Origin of the sequence: Achromobacter sp. Root170 (assembly GCF_001428165.1) — a bacterium.
Classification (GTDB): domain Bacteria; phylum Pseudomonadota; class Gammaproteobacteria; order Burkholderiales; family Burkholderiaceae_B; genus Achromobacter; species Achromobacter mucicolens.
In genome coordinates this window covers 26,280-45,066 of record NZ_LMHN01000005.1, presented here as the reverse complement: position 1 = coordinate 45,066, position 18,787 = coordinate 26,280, and the positions used below count along the sequence as shown (strand labels likewise).

19 protein-coding genes are annotated in these 18,787 nt (G+C 66.6%); 3 read left to right on the top strand and 16 right to left on the bottom strand.

The genetic code is table 11. The annotated features are described in order from the left end of the window. Positions 1-6: 6 nt before the first annotated feature. The gene (locus tag ASD87_RS08480) at positions 7-996 is read right to left on the bottom strand and encodes a tripartite tricarboxylate transporter substrate binding protein (protein WP_056319888.1); all 990 of its coding nucleotides are present in this window, start codon (positions 994-996) and stop codon (positions 7-9) included. Between the two features lie 102 nt (positions 997-1,098). On the opposite strand from ASD87_RS08480, the gene ASD87_RS08475 reads away from it, so the two are divergent. Next, on the top strand, positions 1,099-1,893 hold the full coding sequence (locus ASD87_RS08475; RefSeq protein WP_056319887.1) for an IclR family transcriptional regulator: 795 nt from the start codon (positions 1,099-1,101) through the stop codon (positions 1,891-1,893). A 71-nt stretch (positions 1,894-1,964) separates the two neighbouring features. Here ASD87_RS08475 and ASD87_RS08470 read toward each other — a convergent pair whose 3' ends face one another. From ASD87_RS08470 to ASD87_RS08455, 4 genes are all read right to left on the bottom strand, one after another. Beyond that, a complete protein-coding gene (locus ASD87_RS08470) occupies positions 1,965-2,510 on the bottom strand; it encodes a DUF934 domain-containing protein (RefSeq protein ID WP_056319884.1) in 546 nt (181 codons plus the stop codon). After that, positions 2,503-4,245, bottom strand: a complete 1,743-nt coding sequence (locus ASD87_RS08465) for a nitrite/sulfite reductase (RefSeq protein ID WP_056319881.1) — start codon at positions 4,243-4,245, stop codon at positions 2,503-2,505. The genes ASD87_RS08470 and ASD87_RS08465 overlap by 8 nt, the downstream gene beginning before the upstream one ends. A 429-nt stretch (positions 4,246-4,674) precedes the next feature. Continuing rightward, on the bottom strand, positions 4,675-4,866 hold the full coding sequence (locus ASD87_RS08460) for a DUF2970 domain-containing protein (protein WP_056319879.1): 192 nt from the start codon (positions 4,864-4,866) through the stop codon (positions 4,675-4,677). A 73-nt stretch (positions 4,867-4,939) separates the two neighbouring features. After that, on the bottom strand, positions 4,940-5,875 hold the full coding sequence (locus ASD87_RS08455; RefSeq protein WP_056319876.1) for a LysR family transcriptional regulator: 936 nt from the start codon (positions 5,873-5,875) through the stop codon (positions 4,940-4,942). Between the two features lie 231 nt (positions 5,876-6,106). On the opposite strand from ASD87_RS08455, the gene ASD87_RS08450 reads away from it, so the two are divergent. Next, positions 6,107-7,441 (top strand): DUF3100 domain-containing protein, encoded by a 1,335-nt coding sequence (locus tag ASD87_RS08450; RefSeq protein WP_056319873.1) that lies wholly within the window; start codon positions 6,107-6,109, stop codon positions 7,439-7,441. A gap of 184 nt (positions 7,442-7,625) precedes the next feature. On the opposite strand, the gene ASD87_RS08445 is transcribed toward ASD87_RS08450, so the two are convergent. Further along, the gene (locus ASD87_RS08445; RefSeq protein WP_056319871.1) at positions 7,626-8,207 is read right to left on the bottom strand and encodes a hypothetical protein; all 582 of its coding nucleotides are present in this window, start codon (positions 8,205-8,207) and stop codon (positions 7,626-7,628) included. An 87-nt stretch (positions 8,208-8,294) separates the two neighbouring features. Beyond that, positions 8,295-9,128: an oxidoreductase gene (locus ASD87_RS08440; protein WP_056319869.1), complete on the bottom strand. Its 834-nt coding sequence runs from the start codon at positions 9,126-9,128 to the stop codon at positions 8,295-8,297. 151 nt (positions 9,129-9,279) lie between these two features. On the opposite strand from ASD87_RS08440, the gene ASD87_RS08435 reads away from it, so the two are divergent. Next, the gene (locus ASD87_RS08435; protein ID WP_156403403.1) at positions 9,280-10,188 is read left to right on the top strand and encodes an AraC family transcriptional regulator; all 909 of its coding nucleotides are present in this window, start codon (positions 9,280-9,282) and stop codon (positions 10,186-10,188) included. 39 nt (positions 10,189-10,227) lie between these two features. Here ASD87_RS08435 and ASD87_RS08430 read toward each other — a convergent pair whose 3' ends face one another. The 9 genes from ASD87_RS08430 to ASD87_RS08390 form a co-directional block, all read right to left on the bottom strand. Continuing rightward, complete coding sequence (locus ASD87_RS08430; RefSeq protein ID WP_056319865.1) at positions 10,228-10,827, bottom strand: glutathione S-transferase; 600 nt, start codon at positions 10,825-10,827, stop codon at positions 10,228-10,230. A 24-nt stretch (positions 10,828-10,851) separates the two neighbouring features. Continuing rightward, a complete protein-coding gene (locus ASD87_RS08425) occupies positions 10,852-12,558 on the bottom strand; it encodes an FAD-dependent oxidoreductase (protein WP_056319862.1) in 1,707 nt (568 codons plus the stop codon). Between the two features lie 5 nt (positions 12,559-12,563). Further along, positions 12,564-13,292, bottom strand: a complete 729-nt coding sequence (locus ASD87_RS08420) for an SDR family NAD(P)-dependent oxidoreductase (RefSeq protein WP_056319860.1) — start codon at positions 13,290-13,292, stop codon at positions 12,564-12,566. Positions 13,293-13,301: 9 nt separating this feature from the next. Further along, positions 13,302-14,054, bottom strand: a complete 753-nt coding sequence (locus tag ASD87_RS08415; protein WP_056319858.1) for an SDR family NAD(P)-dependent oxidoreductase — start codon at positions 14,052-14,054, stop codon at positions 13,302-13,304. 19 nt (positions 14,055-14,073) lie between these two features. Next, positions 14,074-14,793 carry an ABC transporter ATP-binding protein gene (locus ASD87_RS08410; protein ID WP_056319856.1) on the bottom strand — a complete coding sequence of 240 codons (720 nt, stop codon included), beginning with the start codon at positions 14,791-14,793 and terminating at the stop codon, positions 14,074-14,076. Beyond that, positions 14,786-15,550, bottom strand: coding sequence for an ABC transporter ATP-binding protein (locus tag ASD87_RS08405; RefSeq protein ID WP_056319854.1), 765 nt, complete (start codon positions 15,548-15,550; stop codon positions 14,786-14,788). Before ASD87_RS08405 ends, ASD87_RS08410 begins: the two co-directional genes overlap by 8 nt. Next, complete coding sequence (locus ASD87_RS08400; RefSeq protein WP_056319852.1) at positions 15,547-16,548, bottom strand: branched-chain amino acid ABC transporter permease; 1,002 nt, start codon at positions 16,546-16,548, stop codon at positions 15,547-15,549. The genes ASD87_RS08405 and ASD87_RS08400 overlap by 4 nt, the downstream gene beginning before the upstream one ends. Then, entirely contained in the window at positions 16,545-17,447 is a 903-nt protein-coding gene (locus ASD87_RS08395; RefSeq protein WP_056319850.1) for a branched-chain amino acid ABC transporter permease, read from the bottom strand. The genes ASD87_RS08400 and ASD87_RS08395 overlap by 4 nt, the downstream gene beginning before the upstream one ends. A gap of 67 nt (positions 17,448-17,514) precedes the next feature. Further along, positions 17,515-18,729, bottom strand: a complete 1,215-nt coding sequence (locus ASD87_RS08390) for an ABC transporter substrate-binding protein (protein ID WP_056319848.1) — start codon at positions 18,727-18,729, stop codon at positions 17,515-17,517. Positions 18,730-18,787: the final 58 nt, after the last annotated feature.

The window sequence follows — 18,787 nt, the reverse complement described above, 5'->3', positions numbered from 1 at the left end:
GGATCGCTAGTTGGCCTTGAGGTTGGCGCTTTTCACGACCGCACCCCATTTGTCGATTTCGCTGGCGATCTTCTTGGCAAAGGTCTCCGGCGTGTTGGGCGGCTGCGGCGGGAAGAATCCGCCCTGCTTGTATGAGGTCTGCAGGGCGGGGCTGGCCAGCGCCTTGTTCACCGCCTGATTCAGGCGGTCGATGACGGGTTTGGGCGTGCCGGCCGGCGCCACCAGGCCAAACCACGATTCCACGTCGAAGCCCGGCAGGCCGGATTCGGCCAGCGTGGGCACATCGGGCGTGGCGGGCAGGCGCTCGGGCGAGGTCACGCCAATGGCGCGCAGCTTGCCCGCCTGCACGTGGGGCAGGGACGAGGGCAGGTTGTCGAACATGGAATCCACCTGGCCGCCCAGCAGGTCCGCCACCGCGGGGCCGCTGCCGCGATAGGGCACGTGCAGGATGTCGGTGCCGGTCTTCATCTTGAAGAGCTCGCACGACAGGTGAATGGACGATCCGCTGCCTGACGAGGCGCAGGTCAGCTTGCCGGGGTTCTTCTTGGCATACGCGATGTACTCCTGCACAGACTTGATCGGCAGCTTGGGATTGACCACCAGGATGTTCGGAATGGTCGCCAGCAGGCCGACCGGTTCGAAGCCTTTGACGAAGTCGTAATTGAGCTGGCTGTACAGCGTGCGGTTGATGGTGTTGGCGATGGACCCGACGTACAGCGTGTAGCCATCGGGCGCGGCGCGCGAGACGATTTCTGCGCCGATGTTGCTGTTGGCGCCCGTCTTGTTCTCGACCACGACCGTCTGGCCCAGCTCTTCGGACAGCGATTTGGCCATCAGGCGCGCCACGATGTCGGTGGCGCCGCCGGCGGCGTAGCCGACGACGAGGGTGATGGGGCGTTCGGGATAGGGTTTGGCCGCCCAGGCGGGCGCGGCGGCCACGAGGGCGCCGCTCAAGGCCACCGCCGCAGCGGTCCAGCGCTTGCCGAATGTCTTCATTGTTGTCTCCGTCCTGTTTGTCTAATAATTGGACAGATCTCCGTCTGTCCGCCTTCATATTCGGCTTTGATGGAGGCCCTATCAACGCAAGGTGTCCAGAAATTGAACAAACCGGATTCCGAGGGTTCCGGTCCGCGCATCCTGCGGCGCGGGCTGAAGGTGCTGGGCGTGCTGCGCCAGGCCGGCGCGGCCGGCATGCACGTGGTGGACATCGCGCGGGCCGCGGGCATGCAGCGGTCCACGGTGTACCGCTACCTGGATGTGCTGGTCGAAGAGGGCTACGCCCTGCGCGAATCGGGCGCGCCGCGCTGGCGTGTTGCCGAACTGGGCGTGATGATGGCCGGCGATCCGCACGCGCAGGCCGTGCGCAGCCTGCGGCCGTTGCTGCGCCAGATCAGCGATGTCAGCGGTGATTCGGCGTTTCTCATCTGCCGGGCGGCGAACGATTCGCTCTGCCTGCATCGCGAGGTCGGCAACTACCCGGTGCAGGTGCTGGCCGTGACGGTCGGGCATCGCCAGCCGCTGGGCGTGGGCGCGGCGGGTCTGGCGCTGCTGGGCGCGTTGCCTGCCGCCGAAGCCGACGAGGTCGTGGCGCAGAACGAGCAGGCGCTACGGGCCTATGGCGGCATGACGGTGGCGCAGATGCGGCGGCTGGTCGAGAACACGCGCGGGCGCGGCTGGGCGGTGGTGGGCAACGCGGCGGTGCCGGGGGTGTTGGGCGTGGGGGTGGCGCTGTGCGATGCCGGCGGGTATCCGCGGCTGGCGGTCAGCGTATCCAGCCTGATCAGCCGGATGCAGGCGCCGCGCCAGCGCAGCATTGCCGATCTGATCCGAGCGCAACTGGCGCAGAGCGGGTTCGGCATGCAGCTGGGGGCGGCGCCCGGCGAAGGGGACTGAGGCCGCAGGGGGCCTCGTTCTGGCGGCCTCGTTCAGGCGGCCCGTTTTTGCGACCCGTTTTCGCGACCCGTTTATGCGGCCGCGGGCGTCGGGACGCGGTACGTCTTCTGGTAGTGCACCGTGAACGTCTTGAAGGCGGCCAGCGCCTTGTGCGGATCGTGTCCCGGCTTGACGAGAAAGCTGTCAAAGCCCACGCGCGCCTGGTAGTGGATGGTGTCGATCATCACGTCGCCGACCGCGCGCAGCTCGCCTTGCCACTGGTAGCGCGTGCGCAGCAATTGGGCCAGCGAGTAGCCGCGGCCATCGGTATAGACCGGGAAGTCCACGGCGATGAAGGCGATGCCTTCGGGATGCAGCACGCCGTCGGCGTCCGCCAGATCGGTCAGGTCGGCATCGGGGCCCAGCAATACCGCCACGGGATGCTTGTGGCGGCGCAGCGTGGCGCGCGATGTCTTCCAGACGGACAGCGGGACGATCCAGCCGGGTTCGTCGGCGGGCACCTGGCCTTCGGCCGGCACTTCGGGTTCGGGCACGAAGGGGCGCGACGTGTCGGCCTCCAGCTTGCCGTTGCGGATCAGGTGCGGGCCGGGCGCGTCGTGGGCGTAGATCTCAGACATGGGCGGGCTCCGCGTGCTGCGTGGGTTTGGCGAAGGCAGGGTCCGCGTACACGTCCTGCTTGAAGGGGTCGATGCCGACGCGATCGACTACGTCGATGAAGCGCTCGGCCTCGCTGTCGCGCAGGCCCAGGTAGGTGCGGATCAGGCGGTCGACCACGCCGGGCACCTGATGGCGCGCGAACGACGGGCCGATGATGCGGCCGATGGCCGCGCCGCCGCCGTGCGTGGATTCAAGGTCGGGCAGCGGCTTGGCGGCGCCGTTCTGGCGGCCGCCCACCGTGACCTGGTACCACTCCTCGCCGGCCTTATCGACGCCGAGGATGCCGATGTGGCCGACGTGATGGTGGCCGCAAGAGTTGATGCAGCCCGAGATGTTCAGGTCCAGTTCGCCGATTTCGAACAGGTAGTCCAGGTCGTCGAACTGGCGCTGGATGGCTTCGGCCACGGGAATGGAGACGGCATTGGCCAGCGCGCAGAAGTCTCCGCCCGGACAGGCGATGATGTTGGTCAGCAGGCCGACGTTGGGCGTGGCGAGGTTCAGGGCCTCCAGCTTTTGCCACAGTTCATGCAGGCGCGAACGGCGCACGTCGGCCAGGATCAGGTTCTGTTCGTGCGACACGCGCAGTTCGCCATAACCGAAGTCGTCGGCCAGGTCGGCCACGGCGTCCATCTGGTCCGCGGTGATGTCGCCCGGCGGCACGCCGGTGGGCTTGAGCGACACCGTGACCGCCGCGTAGCCGGCGACCTTGTGCGCATGCACGTTGGTGCGCAGCCAGCGCGCAAAACGCTTGTCGCCCGCGGCCAGCGCGGCGGTGTTGTCGACGTCCGCCGCGGCGGCGGCATCGTGCTGCGGCCAGACGAAGCGCGACTTGATGCGGTCCACGAATTCCTGCGTGATGGTGTCGGGGCCGCCCTTGATGCGCTGCCATTCTTCATCGACCTGCTGCGCGTAGACCTCGGGCGTCAGGTCCTTGACCAGGATCTTGATGCGCGCCTTGTACTTGTTGTCGCGGCGGCCATGCAGGTTGTACACGCGCAGCGCGGCTTGCAGATAGGTCAGCAGGTGCTGCCATTCGACGAACGGATTGATCAGCTTGCCGACGATGGGCGTGCGGCCCAGGCCGCCGCCGATCCACACGCGGAAACCCAGCTTGCCGTCGCGTTCGACCGCCTGCAGGCCGATGTCGTGCACGCCCACGGCGGCGCGGTCTTCCACGGCGCCGCTGACCGCGATCTTGAACTTGCGCGGCAAAAAGGCGAATTCCGGATGCAGCGTGGACCACTGGCGGATGATCTCGCACCAGATCAGCGGATCGACGAGCTCGTCCGGCGCGACGCCGGCAAAGTGATCCGTGGTGGTGTTGCGGATGCAGTTGCCGCTGGTCTGGATGGCGTGCATCTGCACCGTGGCGAGCTCCGCCAGGATGTCCGGCACGTCTTCGAGCTTGGGCCAGTTGAACTGGATGTTCTGACGGGTGCTGAAATGCCCGTAGCCGCGGTCCCATTTGCGCGCGATGTGCGCCAGGGTGCGCAGCTGGCGCGACGCCAGCAGGCCATACGGAATCGCGACGCGCAGCATGGGAGCGTGGCGCTGGATATACAGGCCGTTCTGCAGGCGCAGGACGCGGAAATCGTCCTCGGTAAGCTGGCCGTCGAGAAAGCGGCGCGTCTGATCGGCAAACTGCGCGACACGCTGCTCGACAAGCTGTTGATCGACGGGGTCATACACGTACATGTCTACTGCCCTTGAAATCTTCTCGGTCTGAACCCCGGAACGGGGCAGGCGCACGGCGCCGGAAAAACGGGATTCATAACCGTAACAGGCAGCCGTTCCGACCGTCTAAGTCATTCTGGTAATAAAGAAATAATGCCCCGGGGAGGGGCCCCCACGCCGCGCGCGCTCTGCGCGCTAGCTGCCCCCCGAGGGGGCTGCCCCGCCTTCGGGCGGCCGGGCGGCGGGGCGGCTGTTTTTGCGGAGGCCGGGCGCTACGCCCTTCGCAAAGTACGGCTGCCGGAGGGGCATGGTTCATGCGTGGCGGGTATTTTTGCAAAGGATGGGTTTTCGGCCTTTGCGGGATATCATCTGCACCGATGCCGTCCAGCGGCGCCGTCGTTGCATATGGATAGTCGCGACTGCCCCGGCCGGCGCTCGCCGGCGACGCGGCTACAACGCCGCGTTCACTGCCCAACGTGCCACGAACACCAGAATGATCACCAGGCAGGCCGCGAGCAGCAGGCCGGTGGCGATGAGGGGGCCAGGTTTGTTGTGGGCGATGTCGGCGTCGTAGCCGCGGCCGCGGCGTACACCGAAAAAGGCCCATAGCACGGAGCGGACCGTGCGCAGGAAACTGAGCATATGCGCCTCCGGGCAGATTCTTGACCGTCCACTGTAGACGTTGGACTGGGGCGCAGACAGATGCAGATCCGGTTCAACCGACCGTATCAGTTGGCGCGGCGGCATGCGCGCCGATGCCGCGCACGATGTGGTCCAGCAGTTCGCGCGCGGCGGGCGAAATGTGGCGGCCGGCGCGGCTCAGGACGTGCAGGCTGCCCTGATTCAGGATGGGATTGGCCAGCGGCAGGCTGGCCAGCCGCTGTGCCTGCATGTCGGCGGTGACGGCGATGGGGGGCGTGAGCGCGTAGCCGATGCCGGCCGCCGCGAATTGCCACAGCGCCTTGAAGGATGAGGTGGTCAGCACGTTGTGCAGCCGCACCTGCTCGCTGATCTCGGCGGCCTGGATGTGCTGGCGCACGCCAAAGCCTTCCTGCATGGACGCGCCGGGGTAGTCGGCCAGGTCGGTCAAGAGCAGGGGGCGGCGCAGCCGCGTGAGCGGATGATCCTGGCGCAAGATGGCGCGTATCGGTTCGGGCCGCGAGTAATGCGTGCGCAGCCGCGCGTCGTTGGGCGGCTGGAACACCAGCCCAATATAGGCGCGGTCGTCGACGATGCGCTGCACGATCTCGGAGGTGCGGGCCACGTCGATATCCAGCGTGACTTCCGGGTGGCTGCGCCAGTAACCCGGCAGGACGCGGTCGAACATGAGCTCGACAAAGCCCTCGCCCAGCACCAGATCGATGTGGCCGCGCTCGGCCTTGCGCAGGCTGTCGATCTCGGAAAAGAAGCTTTCCTGGATGTCCTGCTGGCGCTTTACGTAGCGGGCAAGGATGTGGCCGGCATCGGTGGGCACCAGCCCGCGGCCGCGGCGCTCGAACAGCGCCATGCCGCAGTCGCGTTCCAGCGCGGCGATGGCGCGGCTGACGGCGGACGGATCCATTTCCAGCGCTTCGGCCGCGCCGCGCACCGAGCCCCGGCTCATGACCTGCATGAAGTAGTGCGTGCGGCGGGCGTCGAGTTGTTCATCCATGGCGGCGGCTCCGGGCCGGAATGCGGCGGATTTTCCACGCGGACAGTTAAGGGTTTACCCTTAACTAACGCTGTCCCGTGCAAAAATTTCCCAGGAAAAGGCAATTCGTTGCATTTTACGCAACGTTTCTCGGCGGCGGGTGTCATGGTTGCCCGCTAACGGGCAGAGCGAAAATTGCGCAGTCCGAACCGGCGCGCCCGTTGCGCGCCGTTCGTCATAAGGGGAAAAACAATGTCTCATGCCAGCGCCAGCCTGGCCCTGCCTTCCATGCCGCTATCGGGGCGCGTGCGCATGCTCGCCGCCATCCTGCTGGTGGTCGTCATCTCCGAAGCGATCGGCAGCGTGACCTTCTCGGTCGGTCCCGGCAAGATCGTCCTGCAACCCATGTTGTGGGCCATTTTTATCGGCGCGGTCGTGGCGGCTTTCGGTCAGCGGCTGCCGTCCGGCATCGGCATCGACAAGGCCATGCAGACCCGCATCAGCGGCTACCTGCAATATGCGTTGCTGCCGTTCCTGGCCAAGCTGGGCCTGATGGTCGGCGGCGCCTTGCCGCAGGTGCGCGAGGCCGGCTGGGCGCTGGTGTTCCAGGAGTTCGGCCACTTCTTCGGCACCATGGCCATCGGCCTGCCGCTGGCGCTGCTGCTGGGCATCAAGCGCGAAGCGATCGGCGCCACGTTCTCGGTGGGCCGTGAGCCCAGCCTGGCGATCATCGGCGAGCGCTACGGCATGAATTCGCCCGAAGGCCGCGGCGTCATGGCCGAATACATCACCGGCACCGTGATCGGCGCGCTGTTCGTGGCGCTGATGGCCGGCTTCATCACCAGCCTGAACATCTTCGATCCGCGCTCGCTCGCCATGGGCGCAGGCGTGGGCTCGGGCAGCATGATGGCCGCCGGCGTGGGCGCGATCGCCTCGCAGCAGACGCCTGAAATGGCGCATCAGGTGGCTGCGCTGGCCGCCGCGGCCAACCTGCTGACCACCGTGGTGGGTGTGTACTTCACCCTCTTCATCTCGCTGCCCACGACGATCTTCCTGTACGGCAAGCTGGAGCCCGTGCTGGGCCGCTTCTCGCGCGGCAAGGGCGAGGCCGTGGTGGACAACAGCGTGTCGGAAGACGTTCCCGCACACGGCACGAAGATGGGCTTTGGCGACCGCCTGACCGCCTACGTCATCTGTGGCCTGTTTGCGTTGGTGGGCAACCGCCTGGGCTACAACGTGCCGTTCGCGGACGCGCTGCCCGGCATGGGCATCATCGTGCTGCTGGTCGTCATCACTGACCTCATCCTGCGCGTCGTGCCCAAGCTGCCGGCGGTGTTCGTGCTGTCGCTGATCGCCATGACGGCCGGTTGCCCTGGCGTGCTGCCGTACTCGGACCAGATCATTGCAATGGTCGGCAAGGTCAACTTCCTGCCGTTCACGACGGTCATCCTGGCCATGGCCGGCCTGTCGATCCTGAAAGACCTGCCCGCCTTCCGCAAGCTGGGCTGGAAGATCGTGGTGGTGTCGCTGGCCGCCAACGCCGGCACCTTCATGGGCGCCACGATGATCGCGGAATTCTTCCACTGATTGGTCTTCGCGCCATGATAAAGCCGCCTTTTCAGGCGGCTTTTTTCATGGGCCAGCTTGGGGGGGCGGTGTCAGACACCCGTCGAGACGCCGTCGCCAACCGACGGGCATCTCTTTCGGGTGTCTGACACCTGGGTCAGCGCAAGGGTCCTTCGGGTGTCTGACACCTGGGTCAGCGCGGGAATCAGGGCGCGGCGCCGGGCCGGTAGCGCGCGTTGTCGGTCACGTTCTCGGTGGGGCCGATGTTGGCCACCGCCGGAACGACAGCACTGGCTGTCTTCATGACAGTCGCGGCCTGCAACTCGACTTGCGGATTGCCCATGGCGACACGATAAGGTTGCAGCGGCGCCAGGCCTTCGATGGTGCCCCAGTCGTTCGCGGCCTGGGCGCGTTGGGCCGCCGGGTCGGGCCGGGCGGCAAAGTCTTCGACCGCGCGCCGCATGCGGGCGTCCGCGTACAGGTCGCGCAATTCATCGACGTTGATGGCCGGGGCGGCAAGAGCGAGGGGTGCGGCCGCGGGGTCCGCGTTGTCTCTGACGCGCGGGGCGTTTTGCTCGGCCCTGGCCAATTTGTCGGCCTGGGCGCGTTCCAGGCGCTGGGCTTCGCGGGCGGCCTGGGCCTGGGCGGACCGCTGCGCCTGGCGGGCCGCGAAGTTCTGCGCGGCGCGTTCGGCTTCCCAGGCGGGGCGGTTCTCATCCAGCATTGAGACGCGCGCCGGGAAAGGCGCGGCGACGTGGGGGATGGCGGAGATCGCTGAAATGGCCATGCGGGCGCTCCTTGTCGTGATTGACCTTTGGGTTGGTCTGTCAGGGGAGATGCAAGTTCACTGTAGCAAAGCCTTCTGCGCAGGGCTTTATCCATCTGTGGATTTCGTAACCGTCTCCCACGCCGCCAATTCCTCCTGCAAGGCGGCCAGCTTGCCCCTGACCAACCCGAGCGCATCGCTGCCCAGCAGCAGGTGCGCGGGCGGATGATCGGCGGCGATGGCCGCCAGCATGGCGCGCGCCGCCTTGCGCGGGTCCCCCAGCTGTCGGCCGCTTTTCTCTTCGCGCGCCTTGCGGATGGGATCGAAGATGGCGTCGTAGTCCGCAATGGCGCGTGGGGTACGTGTCATGGATCGGCCCGCCCAGTCAGTGCGGAACGATCCGGGTGCCACGGCGGTCACAGCGATGCCCAGCGGCTGCGCTTCCTTGCCCAGGGCTTCGGAAATCCCCTCCAGCGCGAACTTGCTGCCGCAGTAGTACGCGATCCCCGGCATGGTGATGTGGCCGCCCATGGACGTGATGTTCAGGATGTGGCCGCGCCGGCGCTGGCGCATGAAGGGCAGGACGGCTTTCATCATCGCGACTGCGCCAAAGACGTTCACGTCGAACTGGCGGCGCATTTCCGACAGCGGCGACTCTTCCATCACGCCTTCGTGACCGTAGCCCGCGTTGTTGATCAGCACATCGATGGCCCCGGCGCTGGATTCGATATCGGCCACGACGCCGTCGATGGCGTCGAAGTCGGTGACGTCCAGGACGCGCCCGATGGCCGCGTCTGGGGACAAGGCCTCGAAGGCGATCCGCGCAGGGTCGCTGCGCACGGTTCCCACCACGCGATGGCCCGCGGCCAGGGCCTCTTCGGCCAATGCGCGGCCGAAGCCGCTGCTGACGCCGGTGATGAGCAGGGTTTTGGGGGAGGTCATGGAGTCGGCTCCAAAGTCAGTGGAGAATGCATGGTAGTCTCGCAAAAACGCGCGGATAAGCCGTATTCCGCTACTTATCTTGCATAAAACTATGAACGCGATTTCCTCAACCGTGGACGGCGCGACAGGCCCCGCTCCTGCCGAAAGCCGCATGGCCGAGCTGCTGCGCGGCTTGGCGCCCCATGAGGGCTACAACCTGACGGCGTTGCCCAGCGTGCGCGTGCTGCGCGCCAACCGCGCGCTGGCGCGCACGCCTGTGCTGTATGACCCCGGGATCGTGATCGTCTGCCAGGGCAGTAAGCGCGGTTACTTCGGCGATCGGCTTTACCTGTATGACGAGCAGCACTACCTGGCCGTCTCCGTCCCGGTTCCTTTCAGCATGGAGACTGAAGCCACGCCCGAGCGTCCGCTGCTGGCGCTGTACCTGCACCTGGACTTTGCGTTGGCGGCGGAGCTGGCGTCGCAGATCGACGGCGCCGGGCAGGCGGCGCCTGTCCAGGCGCCGCAAAGCATGATGTCGACCCCGATGGATGAAGCGATGCGGGCGTCGGTGCTGCGCTTCATCGAGGCCATGGCCAAGCCGTTGGAAGCCGCAGTACTGGGAGCCGGTCTGCTGCGCGAACTCTATTTCCGCGTGCTGACCGGCCCGCAGGGCAGTTCGATGCGGGAAGCACTATCGCTGCGAGGGCAGTTTGGCCGTATTGGCAAATCCCTGCGTGTCATCCATGCGGAGTATGCCCAGCCGCTGGATGTCACCAGGCTGGCGAATGAGGCGGGCATGAGCGTGCCGAGCTTTCACAGCCATTTCAAGGCGGTGACGCAGGCGTCTCCGATGCAGTACGTGAAATCGACCCGCCTGCACCAGGCGCGGCTCTTGATGGTGCGGCAGGACCTGACGGCCGAGACGGCGAGCCAGGCGGTGGGCTACACGAGCCCGTCCCAGTTCAGCCGCGAGTTCAAGCGCCTATTTGGCCTGACGCCGGCGGCAGAGGCGCGGCGCATGCGTGAAGGCTTCGCCATACCAGCCTTCGCGCAAGCCGCGTTCGTGTCGTCGCATTGATGCCGTGGCACTTACCGGCGCAGAACGCCGGCGGTCGGATCAGGGCTTGGTGGCCTGCATCGAGGGGCGTTGGCTGAAATCCTCGTACCAGGCGGCCGTGGCCGGGTGCGAGGCGCGCCAGTCCAGGTCAGGGAAGCGGAAGTCGAGGTAACCCAGCGCGCAGCCGATGGTGACGGTGCCGATGTCCAGGCGGCCTGCGAGGCCCGCGGCGTTCTTCTCGATGAGCGCAAGGCCATCGCGCACCTTGCCCAACTGGCCCTCGACCCAGCCATCCCAGCGCAAGGCCTCGGGACGCAGCACGGTCTCGTAGCGCGCCAGCAGCGCCGCGCCCAGCATGCCGTCGGCCATTGCCTGCTCGGTCAGCACGGGCCAGCGGGCCTTGCCGGCAGGAAAGAACGATCCGCCGCCCAGGTCGTTCAGATATTCGCAGACAACGCGGCTGTCGAACAGCGCCTGGCCTTCATCGGTGATGAAGGTGGGCACCTGGCCCAGCGGATTGCTCGGGATGATGGTCTGGTCGCGGGCGACGGGACCGGCGGCGCTGGGCAGCTTTTCAATCCGGTCGGCCAGGCCGAGTTCGTGGGCGATGACCATGCACTTGCGTACGAAGGGCGAAGCGGGCGAGAAGAAGATTTTCATGGGGTTCCCTGTCGGTGAGAGGCGTCAGTGTTGCGCATGGGCCAGGTGCTGTCCAGCCACCCAGCCAAAGGTCAAGGCGGGGCCGAGCGTGATGCCCGGCGCGGGGTACGCGCCGCCCATCACGGACTGCATGTCGTTGCCCGCCACGTAAAGGCCGGGGATCGGCGCGCCGGCGGCATCCAGCGCCTGCGCATGGGCGTTGGCGGCAATGCCGCAGGCGGTGCCGATGTCGCCCGGGTACACCTTGACGGCGTAATAAGGCCCATCGCCAAGTGGCGCGAGGCACGGATTCGGCTCGTGCTGGGGGTCGCCCAGATAGCGGTTGTAGGCCGTGCTGCCCTTGCCGAAATCCGGATCGGTCCCTTGCGCGGCGTGCCGGTTGTAGCGTTGGACGGTGGCCTGCAGCGCGTCGGCGGGTACGCCGAGCCGGCCGGCCAGCGCCGCCAGCGTGGACGCCTGCAAAAGGTAGCCCTGGTCAATCAGGTGTTGGCGGGGCCGGCCGCCGGGCAGGGCCAGCCCAAGGCCCCACGTGTCGATGAACCGCTGGTCGCAGACCAGGAACGCCGGGATGCTGGGCACGGTCTTGTTGCTGCGGTACATGGCCTGCACGAACTCGTGGTACGAGGTCGATTCGTTGACGAACCGGTTGCCCGCGCCATTGACGGCGATCAGGCCGGGCTTGGCGCGGTCCCAGACCAGATGCGGGTAATTGAGCGGCGTGCCGGTGCCGGAATCCAGCAAGGAGACCGGCGCCCAGAACGCCGGACTGGCATGGCCGCTGCCGAACGCCGCGCCGGCCTGTTCCGACAGCCGGATGCCATCGCCGGTATTGCCGCGCGGGGACATCGACCAGCCGCCGGTCGGCTGCGGGTAGGTTCGCGCGCGCCGTTCCGGATCCCACGGGAATCCGCCCGTCGCCATCACGACGCCACGGCGTGCGCGTACGTTGACCGTCTTGCCGTCCCGCGACAGGGCGGCGCCCAGCACGCGCCCCGCGGCGTCGCGGTGCAGCGACAGCGCGGGCGTTTGCAGCCAGAAGTCGATGTTGCGGGTCAACAGGCCATGAAACAACTGGGCCGCCAGCGCATTGCCCAGCAGCAGCCGAGTGCCGCGGTGATACCCGCGCGCGCGGTCCGAGGCGTAACGCAACACCAGCTTCATGCTGTGGCGCCAGGCCGCGAACGAACGCGTGGCGCCAAGCAGGTGCCGCACGTCGGTGATGTTGACCATCATGCCGCCGAGCACGGTGAATTCCTTGAGCGGGTCGCGCAGGAGCCGCATGCGGCTGCCTAGCTTGCGGCCGTCGAATTCGACCGGGTCGAGCGAGCGGCCGCCCATTGCGGCGCCGGGCCGGTCAGGGTAGTAATCCGGCGAGGCGGTGCGCGCGGCAAGCTGCAAGAGGCCGCGCGACACCAGGTAATCCATCATGCGCGGGCCTGCCTCCAGATAGGCCCGCTTCATGTGTTCGGGGGCCGCCGCGCTCACCGTCTGGTCCAGATAGGTCCAGACGCTGTCCATGCTGTCCGGATGACCCGCCGTTTCAGTCTGCGCGTTCAGGGGGATCCACACCGCGCCGCCGGAGATCGCCGTCGATCCGCCGATGCGGTCGGTCTTTTCGACCAGCAGCACGTCCAGCCCTTCCTCGTGCGCGGTCAGCGCCGCGGCCATGCCGCCCGCGCCGGAACCCACGACGAGCGCATCCACTTCCTTGTCCCATGCGATCTGGTCCATGCCGCCTACGCTCCCGATCCGCCCAGCGACTTGCCGCCGTCCACGAAGATGACCTGCCCCGTGATGAAGTCCATGTGCGGCGCGGCCAGGAAAGACACCGCATTGGCGATGTCTTCAGGCCGCCCCGCGCGCCCGGTCGGCTGCAAGGCCAGTTGCGCGGCCATGCGCTCGGGCGTCAGGTTGCGCAGCAATGGCGTATCGATGAGGCCGGGCGCAATGGCGTTGACCAGGATGCCGCGTCCGGCCAGTTCCATTGCACTGGCGCGGGTGTAGCCAACCAGCGCCGCCTTCGAGGCCACGTAATGCGGATGGTTCTTCGCGCCCAGATAGGCGCGCGACGCGATGTTCACGATCTTTGCGCCCGGCTGCATGGTCCGCGCCGCTTCCTGGGTCAGGGTGGCGACCGCCAGCAGGTTCACGTCGAAGGCGCGCCGGTAATCATCGCTCGTCACGTCGAAGAACGTGCGCTCGTCAAAGAGGCCAGCGTTGTTCACCAGCGCGGCCAGCGGCGGCAATGCGCTCGCCAGCGCGCGCGTGGCGGCTTCGTCGGCCAGGTCCACGACGCGGTGGCTGACATCCAGTCCCCGGTCGGCCAGCGCCCGTGATTCCTTCTCCGCCAGCGCCCCGTTGCGATCGGCCATCACGACGCGAAATCCATCCCGCGCCAGCCGCTCCACGATCGCCAGGCCCATGCCGCTTGCGCCGCCCGTGACCAACGCCGTTCCCAGACTCATGATTTCTCCTTAGACAGCCAGATAGCCGCCGTCCACCGGCAGCACCACGCCATTGACATAGCTGGCCAGGTCCGAGGCCAGAAACAGGATGGGGCCGACAATCTCGTCAGCGCGCCCCGCGCGCGCCATGGGGGCGCGCCCCATGTACCAGTCGGTGCCGCTGGCCTGGGCGCGCTGGCCGGCGGTCATCTCGGTTTCCATCAGGCCCGGCGCCACCGCGTTGACCCGCACGCCGTGGGGCGCCAGGTCGCGGGCCAGCACTTCCGTGAACGAGCGCACGCCGCCCTTGGATACGACGTAGCCCGCGGTCGAAATGCCGCAGCCGTAAGCCACGATGGAACACAGGTTGACGATGGCGCCGCGCGAGGCCTTGAGCTGTTCCACGAAGGCATGCGTGACGTTGAACGTGCCTTGCAGGTTCACACGCATCACGCGGTCCCAGATCTCGGGGGTACGCGGATCGTCGAACGGCGCGCGCGCCGAAATGCCGGCGTTGTTGACGAGGATGTCCAGCGGACCGTGACGCGCCGCGCAGTCGGCAGCAAATGCGCGCACCGCCTGCTCTTGGGTCACGTCCAGTTCGGCATGCGCGGCATGGCCGCCGGCCGCGACGATGGCCTGCGCCGTCGCGGCGGCAAGGGCCGCGTCCACGTCGGTCACGATCACGCGGGCGCCTTGCCGGGAAAATCCCTGTGCGATGGCGGCGCCCAGGCCGCGCCCGGCGCCCGTCACCAGGACGCGCTTGTCTTGCATTGAGATCATGGCTTTTTCCTTGCGGCGCCTACGCGCCCAGATAGGCACGCTGCACGCCTTCGTCGCTGGCGAGCGCGGCGGATTGCCCGTCCAGCGCGATCTCGCCGTTCTCCAGGATGTAGGCGTGACTGGACACCAACAGCGCGAGTTTGACGTTCTGTTCGACCAGCAGAATCGTGATGCCCTGTTCGCGGTTCAGCCGCAGGATGATGTCGAAGATCTGCTCGACCACAAGCGGCGACAATCCCATGGACGGTTCGTCCATCAGGATCATGCGTGGCCGCGCCATCATGGCGCGGCCGGTCGCCAGCATCTGCTGCTCGCCGCCAGAAAGTGTGGCGGCCTTTTGCTCGAAGCGTTCTCGCAGGCGCGGAAAGGTGTCGCACACCATGTCCATGTCCTGCCGGACAGCGTTGCGGTCCCGGCGCAGGTAGGCGCCCATTTCCAGGTTTTCGCGCACGCTCATTTCGCGGAAGATCTCGCGGCCTTCCGGCACCTGCACGATGCCGCGTCCCACGACCGCATCGGCGGACAGGCGATGGATGGGTTCGCCCGCGAAACGCACGGTTCCCGCCGTGGACGAGACCAGACGCGAAATCACGTTCAACGTGGTCGACTTGCCCGCGCCATTGGCGCCCAGCAGCGCCACGATGGCGCCTTGCGGCACCTTCAGCGACACGTCCTGCAATGCGCGGATGTTGCCGTAGGCGGCCGACACCGCATCGACTTCCAGCAGAATCTCAGCCACCGGCTGCTCCCTTGCCCAGATAGGCCTCGATGACACGGGGGTTGTTGCGCACCTCGGCGGGCGTGCCCTCGGCGATCTTTTCGCCAAACGACATGACGGTGATGCGATCCGATATGGACATCACCAGTTGCATCACGTGTTCCACCAGCAATACCGTGATGCCGTCCCGCTCGCACAATTCGGTCAACAGGCGATCCAGCGTCTCGATCTCGCGGTTGCGCAGGCCCGCCGCCGGTTCGTCCAGCAACAGCAGGCGCGGAGAAATGGCCAGCGCGCGCGCCAGCTCCAGCATCTTCTGGCGTCCGAAGTCCAGACTGCAGGCGGGGGTGTCCAGGAAGTCTGCGAGGCCGACGCGCTCGAGCAGATGCTCCACCCGCTCGCGGGCCTCGGCCGCCGCCGGGCGCAACAGCTTGCGCGGGCCATTCGCGCCGTGCGCGTACGTCCCCAGCAGCGCGTTCTCCCGCACGCTGAGCGCGCCGAAGAGTTCCAGGTTCTGGAATGTGCGCGCCACGCCCAGCGCCGCCATTTCGTGTGGCTTCTTGCCCGTGATGTCGGCGCCATCGAAGGTGATGCTGCCGCTCGTGGGGCGGTAATAACGCGATATGCAATTGAACGTCGTCGACTTGCCGGCGCCGTTTGGACCGATCAACGCGTGAATGCGGCCGCGTTCCACTTGCATGGACAGCCCGTTGATCGCCGTCAGGCCGCCGAATTTCACCGTCAGTCCCTGCACGTCCAGATAAGGATGGGTGCTCATGCTGCGCTCCTTTGCGGGGATTTGGAGGCGGTGGCCGCCGCGCGCGAGGCCGCGGGCAAAGGCGCTGCCGGCGGGGGCGCGCGCCGCGCTGCGCGGCCCGCAAACAGGCCCTTGGGCGCGAACATCATGAAGCCCATCAGAATGACGCCGTAGATGATTTCCTGGAACGACAGCGCCTGGCGCAGCAGTTCGGAAATGAGGCCGAAGGCCAGAGCCCCCGCGATGGCGCCGCGTACCGAGCCGATGCCGCCCACCACGACCATGGTCAGGATCAGGATGGTGGTCTGAAAGCCCAGGCTTTCGGGATGGATGAACGACGCGAAGAGCGTGTACATGCCGCCGGCGATGCCGGCGTAGGCGGCCGACAGCGTGAACGCGGTGCGCTTGATGGCATTGACGTTCACGCCCATCGCCTGCGCCGCGACATCGCTCTCGCGCACGGCCCGGAAGGCCGATCCCAGTTGCGAGCGCGACAACGCCACGGTGGCCCACAGCAGCAGCGCGGCTATCAGCACGACAAAGGGGTAGGCCTTCATGTCCGACACCAGTTCGTACCCGAAGAGCGAGGCGGGCGAGATGCGGAATCCGTTGGATCCGTTGGTGACCGATTGCCAGTTCAGGAACACCCATTGCATGGCTTCCCCGAAGGCGAACGTGGACAGCGCCAGATAGATGTCGCGCATGCGCAGCGCGAGTGCGCCGATCACGTAGCCCAGCGCCGCGGCCAGCAGTCCGCCCGCCAGAATGGAGACGAAGAAGGGCGGATGCCACAGGTTGTTGATGAGCCCGGCGGTGTAGATGCCCACGCCATAGAAGGCCGCGTGCGACAGCGCAAACTGCCCGGTTTCGCCGATGACCAGGTGCAGGCCCAACGCCAGCACGACGAACACCATCAGCAGGTTGACGACGTAGACGACATAGCCGCTAGCCATGAAGGGCAGCGCCACCAGCACGACGGCCATGAGCGCCAGCAGGACGCGATCGATCTTGTTGCTCATACTTTCTTCACCTGCAGTTTGCCGCCCAGCAGTCCTTGCGGGCGCACCAGCAGCACGACCATGATGGCCACGAAGGGCGCCACCACGATGGCATTGGTCGAAATGAACAGCCCCACCAGGTTCTCGGCAATGCCGATCACAAAGCCCCCGACCACCGCGCCGGGCAGGCTGGTGATGCCTCCCACGATGGCGGCGGCATACGCCAGGATGGCGATGTGGCCGATGTCCGGGGTGATGAGGATCTTGGGCGTGATGAGCAGCGCCGCGACGGCCGATATCAGGCCTGACAGCGCCCACACCATCATGCGGATGCGGGTGAGGTTCACGCCCGTCAGCCGCGCTGCCTTCGGATTCATTCCCACCGCGCGCATGGCCCGGCCAACGCGCGTGTAGGCGAACATCCCGAACAGCAGCAGCATGACGATGACCGCGACGGCGAAGATCAGCAGGTCAAGCCGGGTCAGCACGGCGTCGCCGATGATGACGGCGTCCGTGGACGCAAGCGGCGGCAGCGAGCGCGGGGTATCGCCCAGGCCCGATGTGCGCACCAGCCCCTTCAGGGCGTACGCCAGTCCCAGCGTGGCGATGACCATCTGCACGCCCACGCCCTTGGAAGCGATGACCCGTTCCATGACGACGCGCTGGAACAGGCCCGACAGCAGGGCCACCGCGGCCAGCGTGACCGGAATGACCGCCATATAAGGCCATCCCATCACCAGGATGAGGAACAGCGCAATGTAGCCGCCCACCATGAAGATCTCGCCCTGGGCGAAATTCGGCACATCGGTGGTCTTGAAAATGATGACGACGGCGACGGCCAGCAACGCGTATACGCTGCCCGTCACCAGCCCCGACAGCACCCCCTGCTGCAGGAACAACCAGGTATCGGCAAAGCTCATGATGTTCTCCGGCGGCCCGCGCGATGCTGCGCCATCGCGCGGGCGTGGCCCCCGACGGGCCGCGGGTTTACTTCTGGTATTGCCAGGTGCTCTTGAAGGCGCCAGGCACGAGCGTCATGTTCGTTCCATCGAACTTGATGTAGATGGCGGCCTCCTGCGCGGCGCGGTCACCCGGGCCGAACTCGATGGGGCCTGCCATGACGCCCGAGTCGAACTTCATGGTTTCCAGCGCCTGCAGCACCTTCTCGCGCGTGGGCTGCGGGCCGGCGGCCTTCAGCGCGTTCACGACCGCCATGGCGGGCGGAATGCCGTAAGGCATGTAGGACTGCGGGTGCCCGGGCTTGGCCGCCAGGTCGGGATACGACTGCTTGTACATGTCGTACACCCACGTCAGCTTCGGCCCGCCCGGCAGATCGGCCAGCACGTCCTGGATGTACACGTTTTTGAACGCATCCTTGTTGCCCACGTTCTCCACGAGCTGCTTGAGATCCGCCGTGCCATTGACCGCCAGCACGATGGGCTTGTTCCAGCCCAATTCGTGCGCCTTCTTGATGATGAGGGCGGCGGGGCGTGCGTAGGTCGTCAGCAGCAGCACATCGGGATTGCCCGAGCGGATCTTCAGCATGGGCGCGGTCACGTCGGTGATGTTCGGATTGACCGACTGCACCTGCAGCGCCGGGTCGCCAAGCTGTTTTGCCTGCGACTGCGCCGCCTCCAGGTTCCAGCCGCCGTACGCGTCGTCATGATTGATGTAGCCAATCTTCTTGGCCTTCAGGTGTTCCGATGCGAACTGCACCATCGAGCCGCCCACGGCGTGCTGCGAGATCGAGAAGGCGCCGTAGATGTACTTGGACGGCGGGTAAAGCGCGCCGTCGCCCGAGGCATTCAGCATGACCAGCGGCACTTTTTCGCGTTCGATGTATTCGCGCGACGCGACGACGGCCGCCGAGCACGATCCCCCGTTCAGCAGGAAGACCTTGTCCTGCTCATTCAGCTTCTTCACGGCGGCGACCAGATCGTTGGCATTGCAGCGGTCGTCTTCCACGACCAGTTCGATCTGGCGGCCGTTGACGCCGCCTTCCTTGTTGACCTTGGCGTACCACATCTTGGCGGCGTTCAGCACGTCAAAGCCGTAGGCCATGCCGCTGCCCGACAGCGGCGCAAAGACGCCGATCTTGATGGTCTTGTCCGTGATCCCCGGCTCCTGCTGCGCCTGCGCGGCGGCCGAAAAGGCCAGGGCGCACAGCGCGGCGGCGGCCGCGTAGCGACTACGTTGGTTCATGCTTGGTCTCCCGTTCTTTTTTGGATGCGCGTCTTTGGTGGATGACGCTTTGATGCGT

Bases quoted from the DNA above. Each gene is read 5' to 3' on its own strand.
- ASD87_RS08480 (WP_056319888.1), bottom strand. From the start codon at position 996: ATGAAGACATTCGGCAAGCGCTGGACCGCTGCGGCGGTGGCCTTGAGC.
- ASD87_RS08470 (WP_056319884.1), bottom strand. From the start codon at position 2,510: ATGTCTGAGATCTACGCCCACGACGCGCCCGGCCCGCACCTGATCCGC.
- ASD87_RS08465 (WP_056319881.1), bottom strand. From the start codon at position 4,245: ATGTACGTGTATGACCCCGTCGATCAACAGCTTGTCGAGCAGCGTGTC.
- ASD87_RS08460 (WP_056319879.1), bottom strand. From the start codon at position 4,866: ATGCTCAGTTTCCTGCGCACGGTCCGCTCCGTGCTATGGGCCTTTTTC.
- ASD87_RS08455 (WP_056319876.1), bottom strand. From the start codon at position 5,875: ATGGATGAACAACTCGACGCCCGCCGCACGCACTACTTCATGCAGGTC.
- ASD87_RS08450 (WP_056319873.1), top strand. From the start codon at position 6,107: ATGTCTCATGCCAGCGCCAGCCTGGCCCTGCCTTCCATGCCGCTATCG.
- ASD87_RS08445 (WP_056319871.1), bottom strand. From the start codon at position 8,207: ATGGCCATTTCAGCGATCTCCGCCATCCCCCACGTCGCCGCGCCTTTC.
- ASD87_RS08440 (WP_056319869.1), bottom strand. From the start codon at position 9,128: ATGACCTCCCCCAAAACCCTGCTCATCACCGGCGTCAGCAGCGGCTTC.
- ASD87_RS08435 (WP_156403403.1), top strand. From the start codon at position 9,280: ATGGCCGAGCTGCTGCGCGGCTTGGCGCCCCATGAGGGCTACAACCTG.
- ASD87_RS08430 (WP_056319865.1), bottom strand. From the start codon at position 10,827: ATGAAAATCTTCTTCTCGCCCGCTTCGCCCTTCGTACGCAAGTGCATG.
- ASD87_RS08425 (WP_056319862.1), bottom strand. From the start codon at position 12,558: ATGGACCAGATCGCATGGGACAAGGAAGTGGATGCGCTCGTCGTGGGT.
- ASD87_RS08420 (WP_056319860.1), bottom strand. From the start codon at position 13,292: ATGAGTCTGGGAACGGCGTTGGTCACGGGCGGCGCAAGCGGCATGGGC.
- ASD87_RS08415 (WP_056319858.1), bottom strand. From the start codon at position 14,054: ATGATCTCAATGCAAGACAAGCGCGTCCTGGTGACGGGCGCCGGGCGC.
- ASD87_RS08405 (WP_056319854.1), bottom strand. From the start codon at position 15,550: ATGAGCACCCATCCTTATCTGGACGTGCAGGGACTGACGGTGAAATTC.
- ASD87_RS08400 (WP_056319852.1), bottom strand. From the start codon at position 16,548: ATGAGCAACAAGATCGATCGCGTCCTGCTGGCGCTCATGGCCGTCGTG.
- ASD87_RS08395 (WP_056319850.1), bottom strand. From the start codon at position 17,447: ATGAGCTTTGCCGATACCTGGTTGTTCCTGCAGCAGGGGGTGCTGTCG.
- ASD87_RS08390 (WP_056319848.1), bottom strand. From the start codon at position 18,729: ATGAACCAACGTAGTCGCTACGCGGCCGCCGCCGCGCTGTGCGCCCTG.